This window comes from Pseudomonas sp. MPC6 (assembly GCF_006094435.1).
Taxonomy (GTDB): domain Bacteria; phylum Pseudomonadota; class Gammaproteobacteria; order Pseudomonadales; family Pseudomonadaceae; genus Aquipseudomonas.
Genome location: NZ_CP034783.1, coordinates 2,874,193 through 2,888,083, shown reverse-complemented (window position 1 = coordinate 2,888,083; position 13,891 = coordinate 2,874,193). Strand labels below are relative to the sequence as shown.

At 60.2% G+C, this 13,891-nt stretch carries 13 protein-coding genes; 8 read left to right on the top strand and 5 right to left on the bottom strand.

Annotated features, from left to right (window positions below):
- The first annotated feature begins 123 nt into the window (after positions 1–123).
- From napE to ELQ88_RS15515, 5 genes are read left to right on the top strand one after another with little or no spacing between them, the layout of a single operon-like run.
- Positions 124–291, top strand: a complete 168-nt coding sequence (napE, locus tag ELQ88_RS15535) for a periplasmic nitrate reductase, NapE protein (protein ID WP_064677494.1) — start codon at positions 124–126, stop codon at positions 289–291.
- Positions 292–323: 32 nt separating this feature from the next.
- Positions 324–584: a chaperone NapD gene (locus ELQ88_RS15530; protein WP_128870384.1), complete on the top strand. Its 261-nt coding sequence runs from the start codon at positions 324–326 to the stop codon at positions 582–584.
- The gene (gene napA / locus ELQ88_RS15525) at positions 581–3,085 is read left to right on the top strand and encodes a nitrate reductase catalytic subunit NapA (RefSeq protein WP_128870383.1); all 2,505 of its coding nucleotides are present in this window, start codon (positions 581–583) and stop codon (positions 3,083–3,085) included. Before ELQ88_RS15530 ends, napA begins: the two co-directional genes overlap by 4 nt.
- 11 nt (positions 3,086–3,096) lie before the next feature.
- A complete protein-coding gene (locus ELQ88_RS15520; RefSeq protein ID WP_128870382.1) occupies positions 3,097–3,582 on the top strand; it encodes a nitrate reductase cytochrome c-type subunit in 486 nt (161 codons plus the stop codon).
- 9 nt (positions 3,583–3,591) lie between these two features.
- The gene (locus tag ELQ88_RS15515) at positions 3,592–4,188 is read left to right on the top strand and encodes a cytochrome c3 family protein (RefSeq protein WP_128870381.1); all 597 of its coding nucleotides are present in this window, start codon (positions 3,592–3,594) and stop codon (positions 4,186–4,188) included.
- A 191-nt stretch (positions 4,189–4,379) separates the two neighbouring features.
- Here ELQ88_RS15515 and ELQ88_RS15510 read toward each other — a convergent pair whose 3' ends face one another.
- Genes ELQ88_RS15510 through ELQ88_RS15495 form a run of 4 tightly spaced genes read right to left on the bottom strand, consistent with a single transcriptional unit; the run spans position 4,380 to position 8,367 of the window.
- The gene (locus ELQ88_RS15510; protein WP_138966120.1) at positions 4,380–5,468 is read right to left on the bottom strand and encodes an ABC transporter ATP-binding protein; all 1,089 of its coding nucleotides are present in this window, start codon (positions 5,466–5,468) and stop codon (positions 4,380–4,382) included.
- Between the two features lie 36 nt (positions 5,469–5,504).
- Positions 5,505–6,302 carry an ABC transporter permease gene (locus ELQ88_RS15505; protein ID WP_128870380.1) on the bottom strand — a complete coding sequence of 266 codons (798 nt, stop codon included), beginning with the start codon at positions 6,300–6,302 and terminating at the stop codon, positions 5,505–5,507.
- Positions 6,299–7,216 (bottom strand): ABC transporter permease, encoded by a 918-nt coding sequence (locus tag ELQ88_RS15500; RefSeq protein WP_128870379.1) that lies wholly within the window; start codon positions 7,214–7,216, stop codon positions 6,299–6,301. The genes ELQ88_RS15505 and ELQ88_RS15500 overlap by 4 nt, the downstream gene beginning before the upstream one ends.
- A gap of 23 nt (positions 7,217–7,239) precedes the next feature.
- A complete protein-coding gene (locus ELQ88_RS15495) occupies positions 7,240–8,367 on the bottom strand; it encodes an extracellular solute-binding protein (RefSeq protein ID WP_128870378.1) in 1,128 nt (375 codons plus the stop codon).
- Between the two features lie 397 nt (positions 8,368–8,764).
- Here ELQ88_RS15495 and ELQ88_RS15490 point away from each other — a divergent pair, with 397 nt between their 5' ends.
- From ELQ88_RS15490 to ELQ88_RS15480, 3 genes are all read left to right on the top strand, one after another.
- Positions 8,765–9,547: a creatininase gene (locus tag ELQ88_RS15490; protein ID WP_138966118.1), complete on the top strand. Its 783-nt coding sequence runs from the start codon at positions 8,765–8,767 to the stop codon at positions 9,545–9,547.
- A gap of 77 nt (positions 9,548–9,624) precedes the next feature.
- Positions 9,625–11,004: a GABA permease gene (gene gabP / locus ELQ88_RS15485; protein WP_138966116.1), complete on the top strand. Its 1,380-nt coding sequence runs from the start codon at positions 9,625–9,627 to the stop codon at positions 11,002–11,004.
- A 294-nt stretch (positions 11,005–11,298) separates the two neighbouring features.
- Positions 11,299–12,315 (top strand): GlxA family transcriptional regulator, encoded by a 1,017-nt coding sequence (locus tag ELQ88_RS15480; protein WP_128870375.1) that lies wholly within the window; start codon positions 11,299–11,301, stop codon positions 12,313–12,315.
- Between the two features lie 77 nt (positions 12,316–12,392).
- On the opposite strand, the gene ELQ88_RS15475 is transcribed toward ELQ88_RS15480, so the two are convergent.
- Positions 12,393–13,733 carry an MFS transporter gene (locus tag ELQ88_RS15475; RefSeq protein WP_138966114.1) on the bottom strand — a complete coding sequence of 447 codons (1,341 nt, stop codon included), beginning with the start codon at positions 13,731–13,733 and terminating at the stop codon, positions 12,393–12,395.
- Positions 13,734–13,891: the final 158 nt, after the last annotated feature.

Below are 13,891 nucleotides of genomic sequence, written 5' to 3'. Positions count from 1 at the left end.
CTTATAGCTGTTGCAACACCGCGGCCACGATAATTCACCGCCGGTCGTTAAACACCCCTGCCAGGAAACCGGCGAAAACTTCGTGATCTAGTCTGAGTGCAAAGTTCGGCTGGAGATTGCTCGATGCCATTGGCTGAAGAACGCAAACCCGAGCGCCGCAAGGAAACCCGGCTGTTCCTCTTTCTTGTCGTCTGCCTCTTCCCGCTGCTGTCGGTCGCCATCGTTGGCGGCTACGGCTTTCTCGTCTGGTTTTTCCAGATGTTGTATGGACCCCCCGGCCCCCCCAACTAATAGCCTTTCTCAAGGCCTATTGGAGCCAGCACATGGACGAAGCGTTGCATATTGCCAGTCTTGTCGTACTTGCCCGCCCCGAATTGTTCGATGCCGTCAAAGCCAACCTGCGTCTGCTGGAGGGGCTGGAACTGCATCAGGAAAGTGCGGCCGGAAAACTGGTGGTGGTCCTTGAGGCCGTGCACGAAAGCCAGATTCTGCAACGCATCGAACAGATCAACAACTTGCCAGGCGTGCTCAACGCCGCGTTGATCTACCACGAACTCCTCGAACCCGAAGGAGACATCGAATGAGCATGAGCCGCCGAGCATTCGTCAAGGCCCAGGCCGCCGCCATTGCCGCCGCCGCTGCCGGCCTGCCGATCGTGACCTCCGCCAGTAATCTGGTGACCGAAGCGGACATGGTCACCCTGGACTGGAACAAGGCGCCCTGCCGTTTCTGCGGTACTGGCTGCAGCGTGATGGTCGCGACCCGGGACAACCGGGTGGTCGCCACCCATGGCGACGTCAAGGCCGAGGTCAACCGTGGCCTGAACTGCGTGAAGGGCTATTTCCTGTCGAAAATAATGTACGGCGTTGATCGCCTGACCCAACCGCTGTTGCGCATGAGCAATGGCCAATACGACAAGCAGGGCGAATTCCAGCCGGTCAGTTGGGAGCAGGCCTTCGACATCATGGAGCTCAAGTTCAAGGAAGCCTTGAAGAGCAAAGGGCCCGGATCGGTCGGCATGTTCGGCTCCGGACAATGGACGGTGTGGGAAGGCTATGCCGCCAACAAGCTGATGAAGGGCGGCTTTCGCAGCAATAACATCGACCCCAACGCCCGCCATTGCATGGCCTCGGCAGTGATGGGCTTTATGCGCACCTTCGGCATGGATGAGCCGATGGGCTGCTATGACGACATCGAAGCCACCGATGCCTTCGTGCTCTGGGGCTCGAACATGGCCGAGATGCACCCGGTGCTCTGGAGCCGCGTCACTGATCGGCGCCTGAGCCAGCCCCACGTGAAAGTCGCAGTGCTGTCGACCTTCGAGCATCGCAGCTTCGAACTGGCCGACATTCCCATGGTGTTCAAGCCGCAAACCGACCTGATGATCCTCAACTACATCGCCAACCACATCATTGAAAGCGGTGCGGTGAATCAGGATTTCATCAGCAAGCACACCCGGTTTGCCCAAGGCGCCGATGACATCGGTTACGGCCTGCGCCCTGACGATCCACGGGAAATGAAGGCGAAAAACGCGGCCAAGGCCAACACCTGGACGGATATTTCCTTCGAACAGTACGCAACGTTCGTCAAACCCTACACCCTGGAGCGAACCGCCAGGGAGACCGGTGTCCCGGCTGAACGACTCAAAAGCCTGGCCGAATTGTATGCCGACCCCAAGCGCAAGGTCGTGTCGTTCTGGACCATGGGTTTCAACCAGCACACCCGCGGCGTCTGGGCCAACAACCTGATCTACAACATCCACTTGCTCACGGGCAAGATCAGCGAGCCGGGCAACAGCCCCTTCTCGTTGACCGGTCAGCCGTCGGCCTGCGGTACCGCGCGCGAGGTAGGGACCTTCTCCCACCGCTTGCCCGCCGACCTGGTCGTGACCAACCCCAAGCACCGCGCCATCGCCGAAAAAATCTGGAAGCTGCCCGCCGGCACCATTCAGGAGAAACCCGGTTTTCATGCGGTCGAACAGAGCCGCATGCTCAAGGACGGCGTGCTCAACGTCTACTGGACCCAGGCCAGCAACAACATGCACGCCGGGCCGAACATCATGCAGGAAGTGCTGCCGGGCTGGCGTAACCCGCAAAACTTCGTGATTGTCTCCGACGTCTACCCCACCGTTTCCGCCCAGGCCGCCGACCTGATCCTGCCCAGCGCCATGTGGGTGGAAAAGGAAGGGGCGTTTGGCAACGCCGAACGGCGGACGCAATTCTGGCATCAACTGGTGACCGCCCCGGGGGACGCCAAGTCGGACTTGTGGCAGTTGCTGGAGTTTTCCAAGCGGTTCACCACCGACGACGCCTGGCCTGCCGAGTTGCTGGCCAAGGCGCCTGAGTACAAGGGCAAGACCCTGTTCGAGGTGCTGTTCAAAAATGGCCAGGTCGACCAGTTCCCCGTCGAGCAACTGGAAGCCGGCTACAAGAACGATGAAGCCAAGGCCTTCGGTTTCTACCTGCAAAAAGGTTTGTTCGAAGAGTACGCCCAGTTCGGTCGCGGCCACGGCCATGACCTGGCCACGTTCGACCGCTACCACAACGAACGAGGCCTGCGCTGGCCGGTGGTCGATGGCAAGGAAACCCGCTGGCGTTACCGCGAAGGGCTGGACCCCTACGTGGAGAAAGGCAGCGAGGTGCAGTTCTATGGCCATCCGGACAAAAAGGCGATCATCTTCGCCCTCCCCTACGAGCCGCCGGCCGAAGCCCCGGACGCCGACTACCCGTTCTGGCTGAGCACCGGACGGGTGCTCGAACACTGGCATACCGGCACCATGACCCAACGCGTCGAGGAGCTGTACAAAGCGGTGCCTGACGCGCTGGTGTACATGCACCCCGACGATGCCAAGGCCTTGAAGGCGCGGCGCGGCAGTGAAGTGAAGCTGATCAGCCGGCGCGGTGAAATCCGCGCGCGCATCGAAACCCGCGGGCGCAACAAACCGCCGCAAGGGCTGGTATTCGTGCCGTTTTTCGATGCCAACAAACTGATCAACAAGGTCACGCTAGACGCCACCGACCCGATCTCCAAACAAACCGACTACAAAAAATGCGCGATACGCATCGAGTTGATCAGCGTGGCCTGAGGAGAACCGTCATGCCTTTTCGAATCCTGCCGTTGCTCCTGCTCGCTGCGATCGGCGTGGTGATGGCTGCAGACGTCGACTACCCGCTCGATGCCTCCGGGCCGGACGGGCGCCGGCCAGGCGGCACCTTGACCCAGAGCATGCCCGCCCCGCCCATCGCCAACGAAGAAAACAAGGACCTCAAGCGCGAACGCAACTACCCGGACCAGCCGCCCACCATCCCCCACAGCATTCGCGGTTATCAAATCGACATCAACGGCAACAAGTGCCTGTCTTGTCACAGCCGTGCCAACAGCGCGCGCAGCCAGGCGACGATGATCAGCATCACCCACTACATGGACCGCGACGGCCAGGCGCTGGCGGCGGTGTCACCGCGCCGCTACTTCTGTAACCAGTGCCATGTGCCGCAAACAGAGGTGCTACCCCTGGTAGGCAACAACTTCGAGACCATCGACAAAATATTGCAAGACGACGCCAACGCCGCGCAGAAACCCTGAGGAGGCAAGATGAAAGCACTGTTCGCCCTGCTCAAGGACTACTGGGGCATCCTGCGTCGGCCGAGCCTCTACTACAGTTTGGGCTTTCTGACGCTGGGGGGCTTTATTGCCGGGATCATTTTCTGGGGCGGTTTCAACACGGCGCTCGAGCTGAGCAACACAGAGAAATTCTGCATCTCCTGCCATGAAATGCGTGACAACGTTTTCGTCGAGCTCAAGGAAACGATCCACTACACCAACCGTTCCGGCGTGCGCGCCAGTTGCCCGGACTGCCACGTGCCCCACGAATGGACCCATAAAATCGCGCGCAAGATGCAGGCCTCGAAGGAGGTCTGGGGCAAAATCTTCGGCACCATCGATACCCGCGACAAGTTTGTCGCACTGCGCCGCGAGCTGGCCGAACATGAGTGGGCCAGACTCAAGGCCAACGACTCGCGCGAATGCCGCAACTGCCACAACTTCGAGTTCATGGACTTTACCCGCCAGGGCAAACGCGCCGCGGCCATGCACTCGACGTCCCTGGCCAAGGGTGAAGCCACCTGCATCGACTGCCACAAGGGCATCGCGCACAAGTTGCCGGATATGAGCGGGGTCAAGGGTTGGTAGGCTTTTATCCGCCTGCACAATTCCCGCGAACGGCAACGATCCCCTGTAGGAGCTGGCTTGCCAGCGAATGCGGTATACCATTCAACATCTTCATTGACTGACCCACCGCTTTCGCTGGCAAGCCAGCTCCTACAGATAATCGGGGTGTTCACAAATGCTGCGTCCGGCAAAGATCGGAAGTGGGAGATGCTTCAATCTCCCCGCAGAATCAACCCGTGCACGCCCTCCCATTCGGCGAAGATGTCCTGCCCGCAGTTCAGCCCAAGCCGGTGGTAATCGGCATGCGGTTTCTGCACCTGCAACTCGAGCCCATCCCTGGTTTCCAGGTAGATGTTGACCATCGAACCGATGAACTCTTCGCCGACGATGGTACAGGCCAGCCGGTTGTGTCGCACCGGCTGCGGGGTCAGGTCGATATGCTCGGCGCTGACGCAGACCGTGACGCCCTCCCCGGGGACCACCGATTTACCCTGGGGCAGCCGCGCCTGGAATTGACCGTGCGCCGAATCGAAGCGAACCAACCCTGCATCGTCGAAGCCGGCGACCGTGCCGCACAGGATGTTTTTGCCACCGACGAACTCGGCGACGAAACGGTTATGCGGCTCAAGGAACACCTCCTGCGGCGAGCCGATCTGCTCCACCCGGCCGCGACTCATGATCACCACCCGATCCGCCATGGCAAAGGCTTCGGATTGACTGTGGGTGACGTAGACAAAGGTGATCCCCAGGTCCTTCTGCAATCCGGTCAGCACACCTTGCATGCGCACGCTCAAATGCGCATCGAGCGCGCTCAGGGGTTCGTCGAGCAGCAGGATCGGCGGTTCGGTGACCAATGAACGCGCCAGCGCCACCCGCTGACGTTGACCACCGGACAGCAGGCTGATGTCGCGGCTGGCGAATTCCGCCAGGTCCAGCCGCTCAAGCCAGTGCAGGGCCTTTTTGCGCCGCTCGGCCTTGGCCATGCCTCTCATGCGCAGGCCGAATTCGACATTTTCCACGACGTTGAGAAACGGGAACAGGGCCAGGTTCTGCCAGACCAGCGGCGTCTCCCGCTCCCAGGAGCACAAGTCATTGATGCGCTCACCGTTCAGACGAATCTCGCCCTCGCTGGGCTTATCGAGCCCCGCGAGCATGCGCAGCGTGGTGGTCTTGCCACAGCCGCTGGACCCCATGATCGCGACAAACTCGCCCTTGTAGATTTCCAGGTTCATGCGTTCGACGGCCATATAGCTGCCGAAATGCTTGACCACGTTATCGAATACCACCAACGGTTGAGTCATGGCTGAATCCTTCGGGTTCGGATGAGTGAGGTGATATCAGGCCGCCGCAGGCTTGCGCCGGCGCATCAGCAACAGCTGCGCGAGGATCACCAGGGTCATGGTTGTAATGAAGACGATCGTGCCGATCGCGTTGATGGTCGGGCTCACCTGCCCTTGCAAGGTGTTGAGGATGCGCACGGGGACCGTCTCGTTAAGCCCCGAGACGAACCAGGCGACAGCGAACTCATCGAAGGACACGGCCATGGTCACGAACAGCGCGGCAAAGATGCTCGGCGCGGTGAATGGCAGGATCACATGGCGCATCGCCTTCCACTGATTGGCCCCCAGGTTCCAGGCCGCGGCCTCGATGTTCGGGTCCATCTGCGCCAGGCGCATCCTGATCACCGCCATGGCGAACGGCGCACACATCACGATGTGGCTGATCATCACCGCGTACACCTCTCCGGACAGCCCGACCCGCGACAGGAAGGCCAGCATGGCCAGGCCCATGATCACCACCGGAATGGTCGGCGGCAGCAGCGCCAGGGCCATGTAGACCGACTTGCCGAAGAACTGGTAGCGGAAGTCCGTGTACGCCGCGGTGAACCCCAGCAGGGTCGAGACCAGCGACACCACCACACCGACTTTCAGGCTGTTGCTGAAGGCCTGCCAGACCGCCGGATCGGCGAAGATCGTCTCGTACCAGTACAGGCTGAAGCCACCCAGGGGCAACGACGGAAAGCGGTCGATGTTGAACGAGAACACGAAGCTGCCGGCAATGGGTGTAAAGATGAAGATGAACACCAGCACGACAAAGCCGCGCAGCAGGAAGTTGATCAGTCGATGCTCGTTCATGGGCGTCTCCGGTAAGCGAAGCGAACCGCAGCAAAGGCGGTGATCAGCAGCGTCAGGATCATCATCGTGGCGATCACTGCCGCCCGTGGCCATTGCTGACCGGACTTGGTCGTGTCCGTGATCAGGGTGCTCAAGGTCGGAGGCTGGCCGCCGCCCAGGTACAGCGGGCTGACGAAGTCGCCGAAGGTCAGGATGAAGCAGAACAGCGCCGCGACCACGATGCCGATCCGCGCCGACGGGATCACCACCAGGATGACCGTGCGCAGTCGCCCGCAGCCAAGGTTGTGCGCGGCCTCGATCAACGAGCGATCGATGTACATCAGGCTGAACAGTTGCAGCAGCACCACCAACGGCAGGCACAGCGTGAAGTAGCCGACATAGGTACCGAACGTCGTGTTCAGCATCGCCAACGGCTCCAGCCCGAGCAGACCGAGCGCGGCATTGAAGATGCCGTTGTCGCTGAGGAACACCTGCCATGAATAGGTGCGCACCAGGTAGCTGGTGAAGAACGGCGTGATCAGCAGCAACACCAGCAACTGTTTCGTCGACTCGCGAAACTTGAAGGCGATCGTATAGGCGCAGGGAAAAGCCACCAGGCTCACCAGCACGGTGGCGCCCGCCGCCATGGCCAGGGTGTGGACGTAGGCATCCCAGAAGAAGCCGCGGCTGAGCATGTAGCTCCAATTCAGCCACTCGAACGTCGGTACCATCCGGAAGTTGCGCACCAGCCAGAAACTGATCGCCACCAGGAATGCCAGCGGGAACACAAAGAAGATCAATTGCCAGATCAGGATCGGCAGCGAAAAGCTGAGGCCGTACCAGGGCAGGCGCACTGTTCTTTTGTGACCTCGCCGCTGGCTCGGCGCGTTGTCGGTCAGCACCGGCGGTGAAGTCTTTAGCTTGTCTGAAATCATTGCGACCACCTCCACGTGACTCGTCAGGCACCTTTGTATTGCGACCAGAAGTCGTTCCACTCATCCAGGCTCTGCCGGACCGGGAGTTCGCGGTACTTGATGCGACCGTCGCGGATATCGTCCATGACGTTGCGCTGGCCGAGCAGCATGCCTTGGCGCCTGGCTTCGGCGGGATCGGTCTGATTCAGCAGTTCCCAGCCTTTCTGGCTCGGGATCAGCGCCGGGTAGGCCGCCATCTTCGCCGACTTGACCTGGCCTTGCGGTGAGGTGATGTATTGGATGAACTTCTTCGCCAGCTCCGGGCTATGGGCCTTCCTGGCGATGCAGTAGGACTCGGTCCATTGCAGCCCGCCCTCCTCCGGCAGCACGGTTTTCACCGGTGCGCCGGCGCGCTGCAAGACCCCGGTGATCCAGTCGCCGATACCGCACATGGCATGCACCTGACCGTTCTTCAGTGAAGAAAAGGTGCCGCCGTAATCGAAGAAACCACCGATCTGCGGGCGCAGGCTCATCATCTTCTGCTGGACGAGTTCCCAGTGCGCGTTATCGATGTCGTAAGGGCGGGCATTGCCATTGAGCAAACTGATCTGCCCCAGGTTCGGCAGGTGCCAGTCGAAGTGCCCGACCTTGCCCTTGAGGCTTTCGTCCCAGAACACATCGTAGCTGCGCACCTTGGCTTCGGGCACCAGCTGGGTGTTGTAGGCAATGCCGAGAAAACCGAAGCGAATCAGCACGGAATAGAGTTTGTCCCCCTGCCAGTGACCGGGAAAGTGCTGGAACTCCGGATAGAAGTCGTCGAAGGGGTAATCGGCCGGGTCGAGTTGCTCGATGTATTCGGCGGCATTGAGTTGCTGGACATATTCGGCGTCGGACAGGATCAGATCGAAGGTGCCGGGCGGCGATTGCGAGATCAGCCCCAGCATGTTGTCGCCACCGGTGTAGTACTTGGCCCTGACCTTGACCCCGTGTTGACGTTCGAAATCGGCGACGATGTCCGGCTCGGCGTGTCCGGCCCAGGCCAGGATCACCAGCTCTTTTTCCGCGGCGGCGAAACTTCTCAACGGCAGCAAACCGGACAGCGCCGCCGTGCCGGCGAGGATGCTGGTAGTCTTGAGGAAAGTACGGCGCGAAAGGTCGATGCGATTATTCATTATTGTCTCTCCCGGGTGATGGAAAGTGGCTTCTGTCCTTCTCGTCCTTGTGGTCTTGCCGCTTGCTGGTCGATCTGCCGGCCCCACGCCTCATTGGCTGGCAAGCGCCATTGCAGCAGATCGCCATCACCCGATTTTGTACCCGTCCGACCTGAAGTTTGTCAGATCCGACTCATCGCCCCTCCTTGTCCAAAAGCGCCACACCCAAAAGGCCGCGCCCTGTCAGAAAAGCCAAAACAAAGGGTATTTTGTCAATTCTGGGTCGGTTTTAGACAAATCGATGCCGCTTCTATCTGATGGAATCATTCCATGCACCACGTTCGATCCCTACCGTCGAAAAGATGGCCAAGGGAAACGGCGAACGCTTCCAGCGTCAATCACTCAAGAGAGTCCGTAGATGAACAACAGCGTCGTTATCGGTGAGCTCACCTGGCCAGAGTATGCAGAGAAGGTCGCTACCGGCTGCCCGATCTTTTTGCCAGTGGGCGCCCTGGAACAGCATGGTCATCACATGTGCATGGAGGTCGATGTGCTGCTGCCGACCGCGATATGCAAGGCGGTCGCGCAAAACATCAGCGGCCTGGTGTTGCCGGCCCTGGCCTACGGCTACAAATCCCAGCAGAAGTCCGGTGGCGGCAACCACTTCCCCGGCACCACCAGCCTCGATGGCGCGACACTGACCCACACCGTGCAGGACATCATCCGCGAACTGGCACGCCATGGCGCACGCAAACTGGTGATGATGAACGGTCACTATGAAAACTCGATGTTCATCGTCGAGGGCATTGACCTGGCACTTCGCGAACTTCGTTATGGCGGCATCGATGACTTCAAAGTGGTGGTGTTGTCTTATTGGGACTTCGTCAACGATCCTGCTGTCATCAAACAGCTGTATCCCGAGGGCTTCCTCGGCTGGGATATCGAACACGGCGGTGTCTTTGAAACATCGCTGATGCTGGCACTTCACCCGGACAAGGTCGATCTGAGTCGCGCCGTTGACCATCCTCCCGCCCGTTTCCCCCCTTATGACGTGTTTCCCATCATCCCGGAGCGCACCCCGGCGTGCGGCACGCTGTCTTCCCCCAAAGGCTCGAGTCGCGAAAAAGGCGAGTTGATCCTGGACGTCTGTGTATCCGGCATCAGTGCTGCCGTCAGGGAGGCCTTTGATTTAACCACTTGAAGAGACAACGGCGGGCGCCAACAAGTACCCGCCGTTAACGCTGCACCCTCCAGAACATAATAAAAAGGGTACCTCTCATGTCCAGCACCTCCACTTTGGCCCCAGGGCTCAAGCAGCGTCACGTCACCATGCTCTCCATAGCCGGCGCCATCGGTGCCGGCCTGTTCATCGGTTCGGGCCATGCCATCGCCTCGGCTGGCCCGGCGGCGATCCTCGCTTACATCATGTCCGGCACCCTGGTCGTGCTGGTGATGCGCATGCTCGGAGAAATGGCCGTCGCCTCGCCGGACACCGGATCGTTTTCAACTTATGCCGAGCGCGCCATGGGACGCAGCGCCGGCTTTACCATCGGTTGGCTGTACTGGTGGTTCTGGGTGCTGGTCATTCCCATCGAAGCCATTGCCGCCGCGGCCATTCTCAACGCCTGGTTCCCGTCGATCCAGACCTGGGAATTCGCGATAGCGGTCACCGGCCTGCTGACCCTGACAAACCTGTTCAGCGTCGCGCGCTACGGCGAGTTCGAGTTCTGGTTCGCCATGCTCAAGGTCATTGCGGTATTGGGCTTTATCGCGCTTGGCGCGCTGGCCCTGGCGGGCGGGTTGCCGGACACGACCGTCAGCGGTGTGATGCAATTAAGCCATGAATTCGGTGGTTTCATGCCCAATGGCATGACCGCCGTGGTTGGTGCGATGCTGACCACTGTGTTCAGCTTCATGGGCACGGAAATCGTCACGATTGCCGCCGCAGAATCGCAGAACCCGTCGAAACAGATTACCCGCGCGACCAACTCCGTCGTCTGGCGCATGGGGATTTTCTACATTGTCTCGGTGTTCCTCATCGTCTCCATCGTGCCCTGGAATGACCCGATGCTGGTGCAGGTCGGCTCTTATCAGCGGGCGCTGGAGTTGATGAACATTCCCTACGCGAAAATGATTGTCGATATCGTCGTCCTGATCGCCGTCGCCAGTTGCCTGAACTCGGCCATTTATACCGCTTCGCGCATGGTCTTCTCCTTGAGCAAACGCGGGGATGGCCCTCGGGTACTGCAAAAGACTTCAGCGTCAGGGGTGCCTTACTTTGCGGTACTGGCCAGTACGGCAGTGGGCTTCCTGACCACGGCGCTGAACTATTTTGCGCCCAACGAAGTGTTCTCCTTCCTGTTGGCCAGTTCGGGGGCCGTTGCCTTGCTGGTCTATCTGGCCATTGCGGTTTCGCAATTGATACTGCGCAAGAAGATGAACGCTTCAGGACAGCCGATCGCCTTCAAGATGTGGTTTTACCCTTGGCTCAGTTACCTGGTGATCGCCAGCATCTTGAGCATTCTGGTGGTGATGTTGATTTTGCCGCAGCACCGCATGGAAGTGATTGCTACCGGGGCCCTGACGCTTTCCATTATCTGCATGGGTGCAATCTTCAACGCCAAAAAGAGCACGTTGCAGAAAGCCGAACTGGCTTGAACGAACACACATTCGACGGCGCGCTTGAACCCCGCTCCGACGACTGACCTTTCACCTCTTTGCGGCCCGCTTACCACCACGGAGCGGGCCGTTTTTTTTTGCCCTTCCCCTCCCCCTCCTTTCCCGCCTCTCCTGATCACCTATAACGGGTCTCGAATGCCTATTCATAAGGCTCTGGGTGTAATATCCAGTAACCCGAATGCAGGGCTAATCACCATAAAATCGAGATGATGTTGCCACCTGTCGGCAGCTTGCCGCAGAGCGCGTCACTATTACAGTTGAGGAGCGGTAACGATGGCGAAACTCCAGGTGGCGAAACCCGCCGCAGGACGTTCGGCAAAAGAACAACGGCCGGTGAAAACCGTGGGTTTCCTGGTCATCCCCAACTTCACCACCATCGGCTTCGCCTCCGCCGTGGAGACCCTGCGCATGGCCAACATGGCAGCGCGCGAACCGATGTTCCGCACGGTCATCATCGCCGCCAGCCTGGACCCGGTCACGGCCAGTAACGGCATGCGGATCCTGCCCGACTACACCATTACCGATGCCCCCAGGCTCGACATCCTGTTCGTGGTCGGATCCAACCCGATCGTCTCCAATCACAGCAGTCGCCCCTTGCTCAATTGGCTGCGCAAGCTGGCGCACGATCAGGTGCCGCTCGGCGGGATTTGCACGGGCAGTCACTTGCTGGCACGGGCCGATCTGCTCAAGGGCTATCGCTGCACGATTCACTGGGAAGACATCGAAGCGCTGAAGGAGCGTTTCCCGGGGATCATTATTTCCAACCAGCTGTTCGAACTCGATCGCGATCGCTACACCTGCTCCGGCGGCGTGGCCTCGATGGACATGACCCTGCAGTTGATTGCCCGCGAACCGGGCGGCCGGGACATCGCCGCCCATGCGGCCGAGTTGCTGCTGTGTGATCGGGTACGTGGGGCGAAGGAGCAACAGCGGGTGCCGTTGCGGCAGAAACTGGGCACCTCGCAGCCCAAGCTCAGCCAGATGGTGGCGATCATGGAGGCCAATCTCGAAGAGCCGGTGGGCCTTGAAGAACTGGCGCGGTTGAACGAGGTGTCGGTACGGCAACTGGAGCGCCTGTTCCACAAGCACCTGCAACGCACGCCGAGCCAGTACTACCTGGAACTGCGCCTGTCGCGGGCGCGGCAATTGCTGTTGCGCAGCGAGTCGCAAGTGCGCGATATCGCCCTGGCGTGCGGCTTTGTGTCGCCGGCGCACTTCTCCAAATGCTACAGCCGGTTTTTCGGCGTATCGCCTATTGGGGAGCGCAAGCAGGTGGCTGCGGTGCATTGATTGGGAGCGAGCTTGCTCGCGATGGCATCCGGGAGATCGCCATCGCAGGCAAGCTGTGTTTACAGGGGTAGACTGACTCAGTCCTGCAAAGCCTTATGCGCCGTTTCCCGACTCGCCAGCATCGCAACCAGCGCCACTGCCGCTGCTGCCAGCAGATACCAGGCAGGCGCCATTTTGTTGCCGGTCAGTTGGATCAGCCAGGTCGCGATAAACGGCGCGGTACCGCCGAACACCGCATTGGCGATATTGAAGCTGAAGGCAAAACCGCTGAAGCGCACCCGGGTCGGGAAGATCTCGGCGAGGAAGCACGGCAAGGTGCCGTCGTTCATCGCCAGGATCGCGCCGAAGGCGATCTGGATCATCAGGATCACGATCAGCGGCTGGTTCTCCAGCATGCCGAACAGCGGAAACGTCAGCACCAGGAACAACACCGAAGCCGTCAGCAACATGGTCTTGCGGCCAAAACGGTCCGACAGCTTGCCCATCAGGAAAATCAACCCGATATAGGTCGCCAGCGACACCGTCGACGCCAGGAACGAATCGCTCTCGCTCATGCCCATTTCGGTGGACAGGTAGGTGGGCATGTAGCTGAGCAGCAGGTAGAAGGCCACCGCGTTCAGGCAGGTCACGCCGATCCCGATCATCACGCTGCGCCGGTGTACGGTCAGCAATTCGCGAACCGGCGCATGGGTCGCGCACTCCTTGGCTTCGAGGCGTTTTTCCATCTCCAGGAACTTGGGCGTGTCCTGCAGACTCATGCGGATATACCGCCCCACCAGGCCGAACGGCGCCGCCAACAGAAACGGCAGGCGCCAGCCCCAGCTGTGCAGATCCTCGACACTCATCCAGGCATGCAGACCGGCGACGAACACCGCGCCGAACAATAAGCCGGCCGCGGTACTCGCCGGAACGATGCTGGTGTACAAACCGCGCTTGCCCTCGGGGGCGTACTCGGCGAGAAAGGCCGATGCCCCGGCGTATTCGCCGGAAGCGGAAAAGCCCTGGAACAGGCGGATCAACAACAACAAGGCGGGCGCCCACAGGCCGATATGGTTGTAAGTGGGCAGAATGCCGATGCAGAAGGTCGACACCGACATGATCAGAATCGACCAGGACAACGCACTGCGCCGCCCGTATTTGTCACCAAAGTGCCCCCAGACCAGCCCGCCCAGCGGGCGCACGATAAACGACAACGCGAACACCGCGAAGGTCGCCAGCAGCGCCGACGCCTTGTCGGTCTGCGGAAAAAACGTCATGGCGATGACGGTTGCCAGGTAGCCGTAGGCCGCATAGTCGAACCACTCGACGAAGTTGCCCATGAAGCTGGCACTGGCCGCCCGGCGCAAGGCCTTACGCTCGGCCGTCAGTTCACGTTGCTGTTCCAGGGGGGACGTCAGGCTTGCGCTTTGGGTGCTCATTGCGCACCTCCGGTGGTAGAGGTGCAGTGATCGGGATGGAAAGTCGGGACGTGGATCATGGCAAAACCCCTCTATTGTTTTACTTGGCAGGGTTATGGGTCTGTAGATGCTGCGCGTTCTGGGGCGCGCATGCATCAGTTGCAACAAAAAACGCCGCA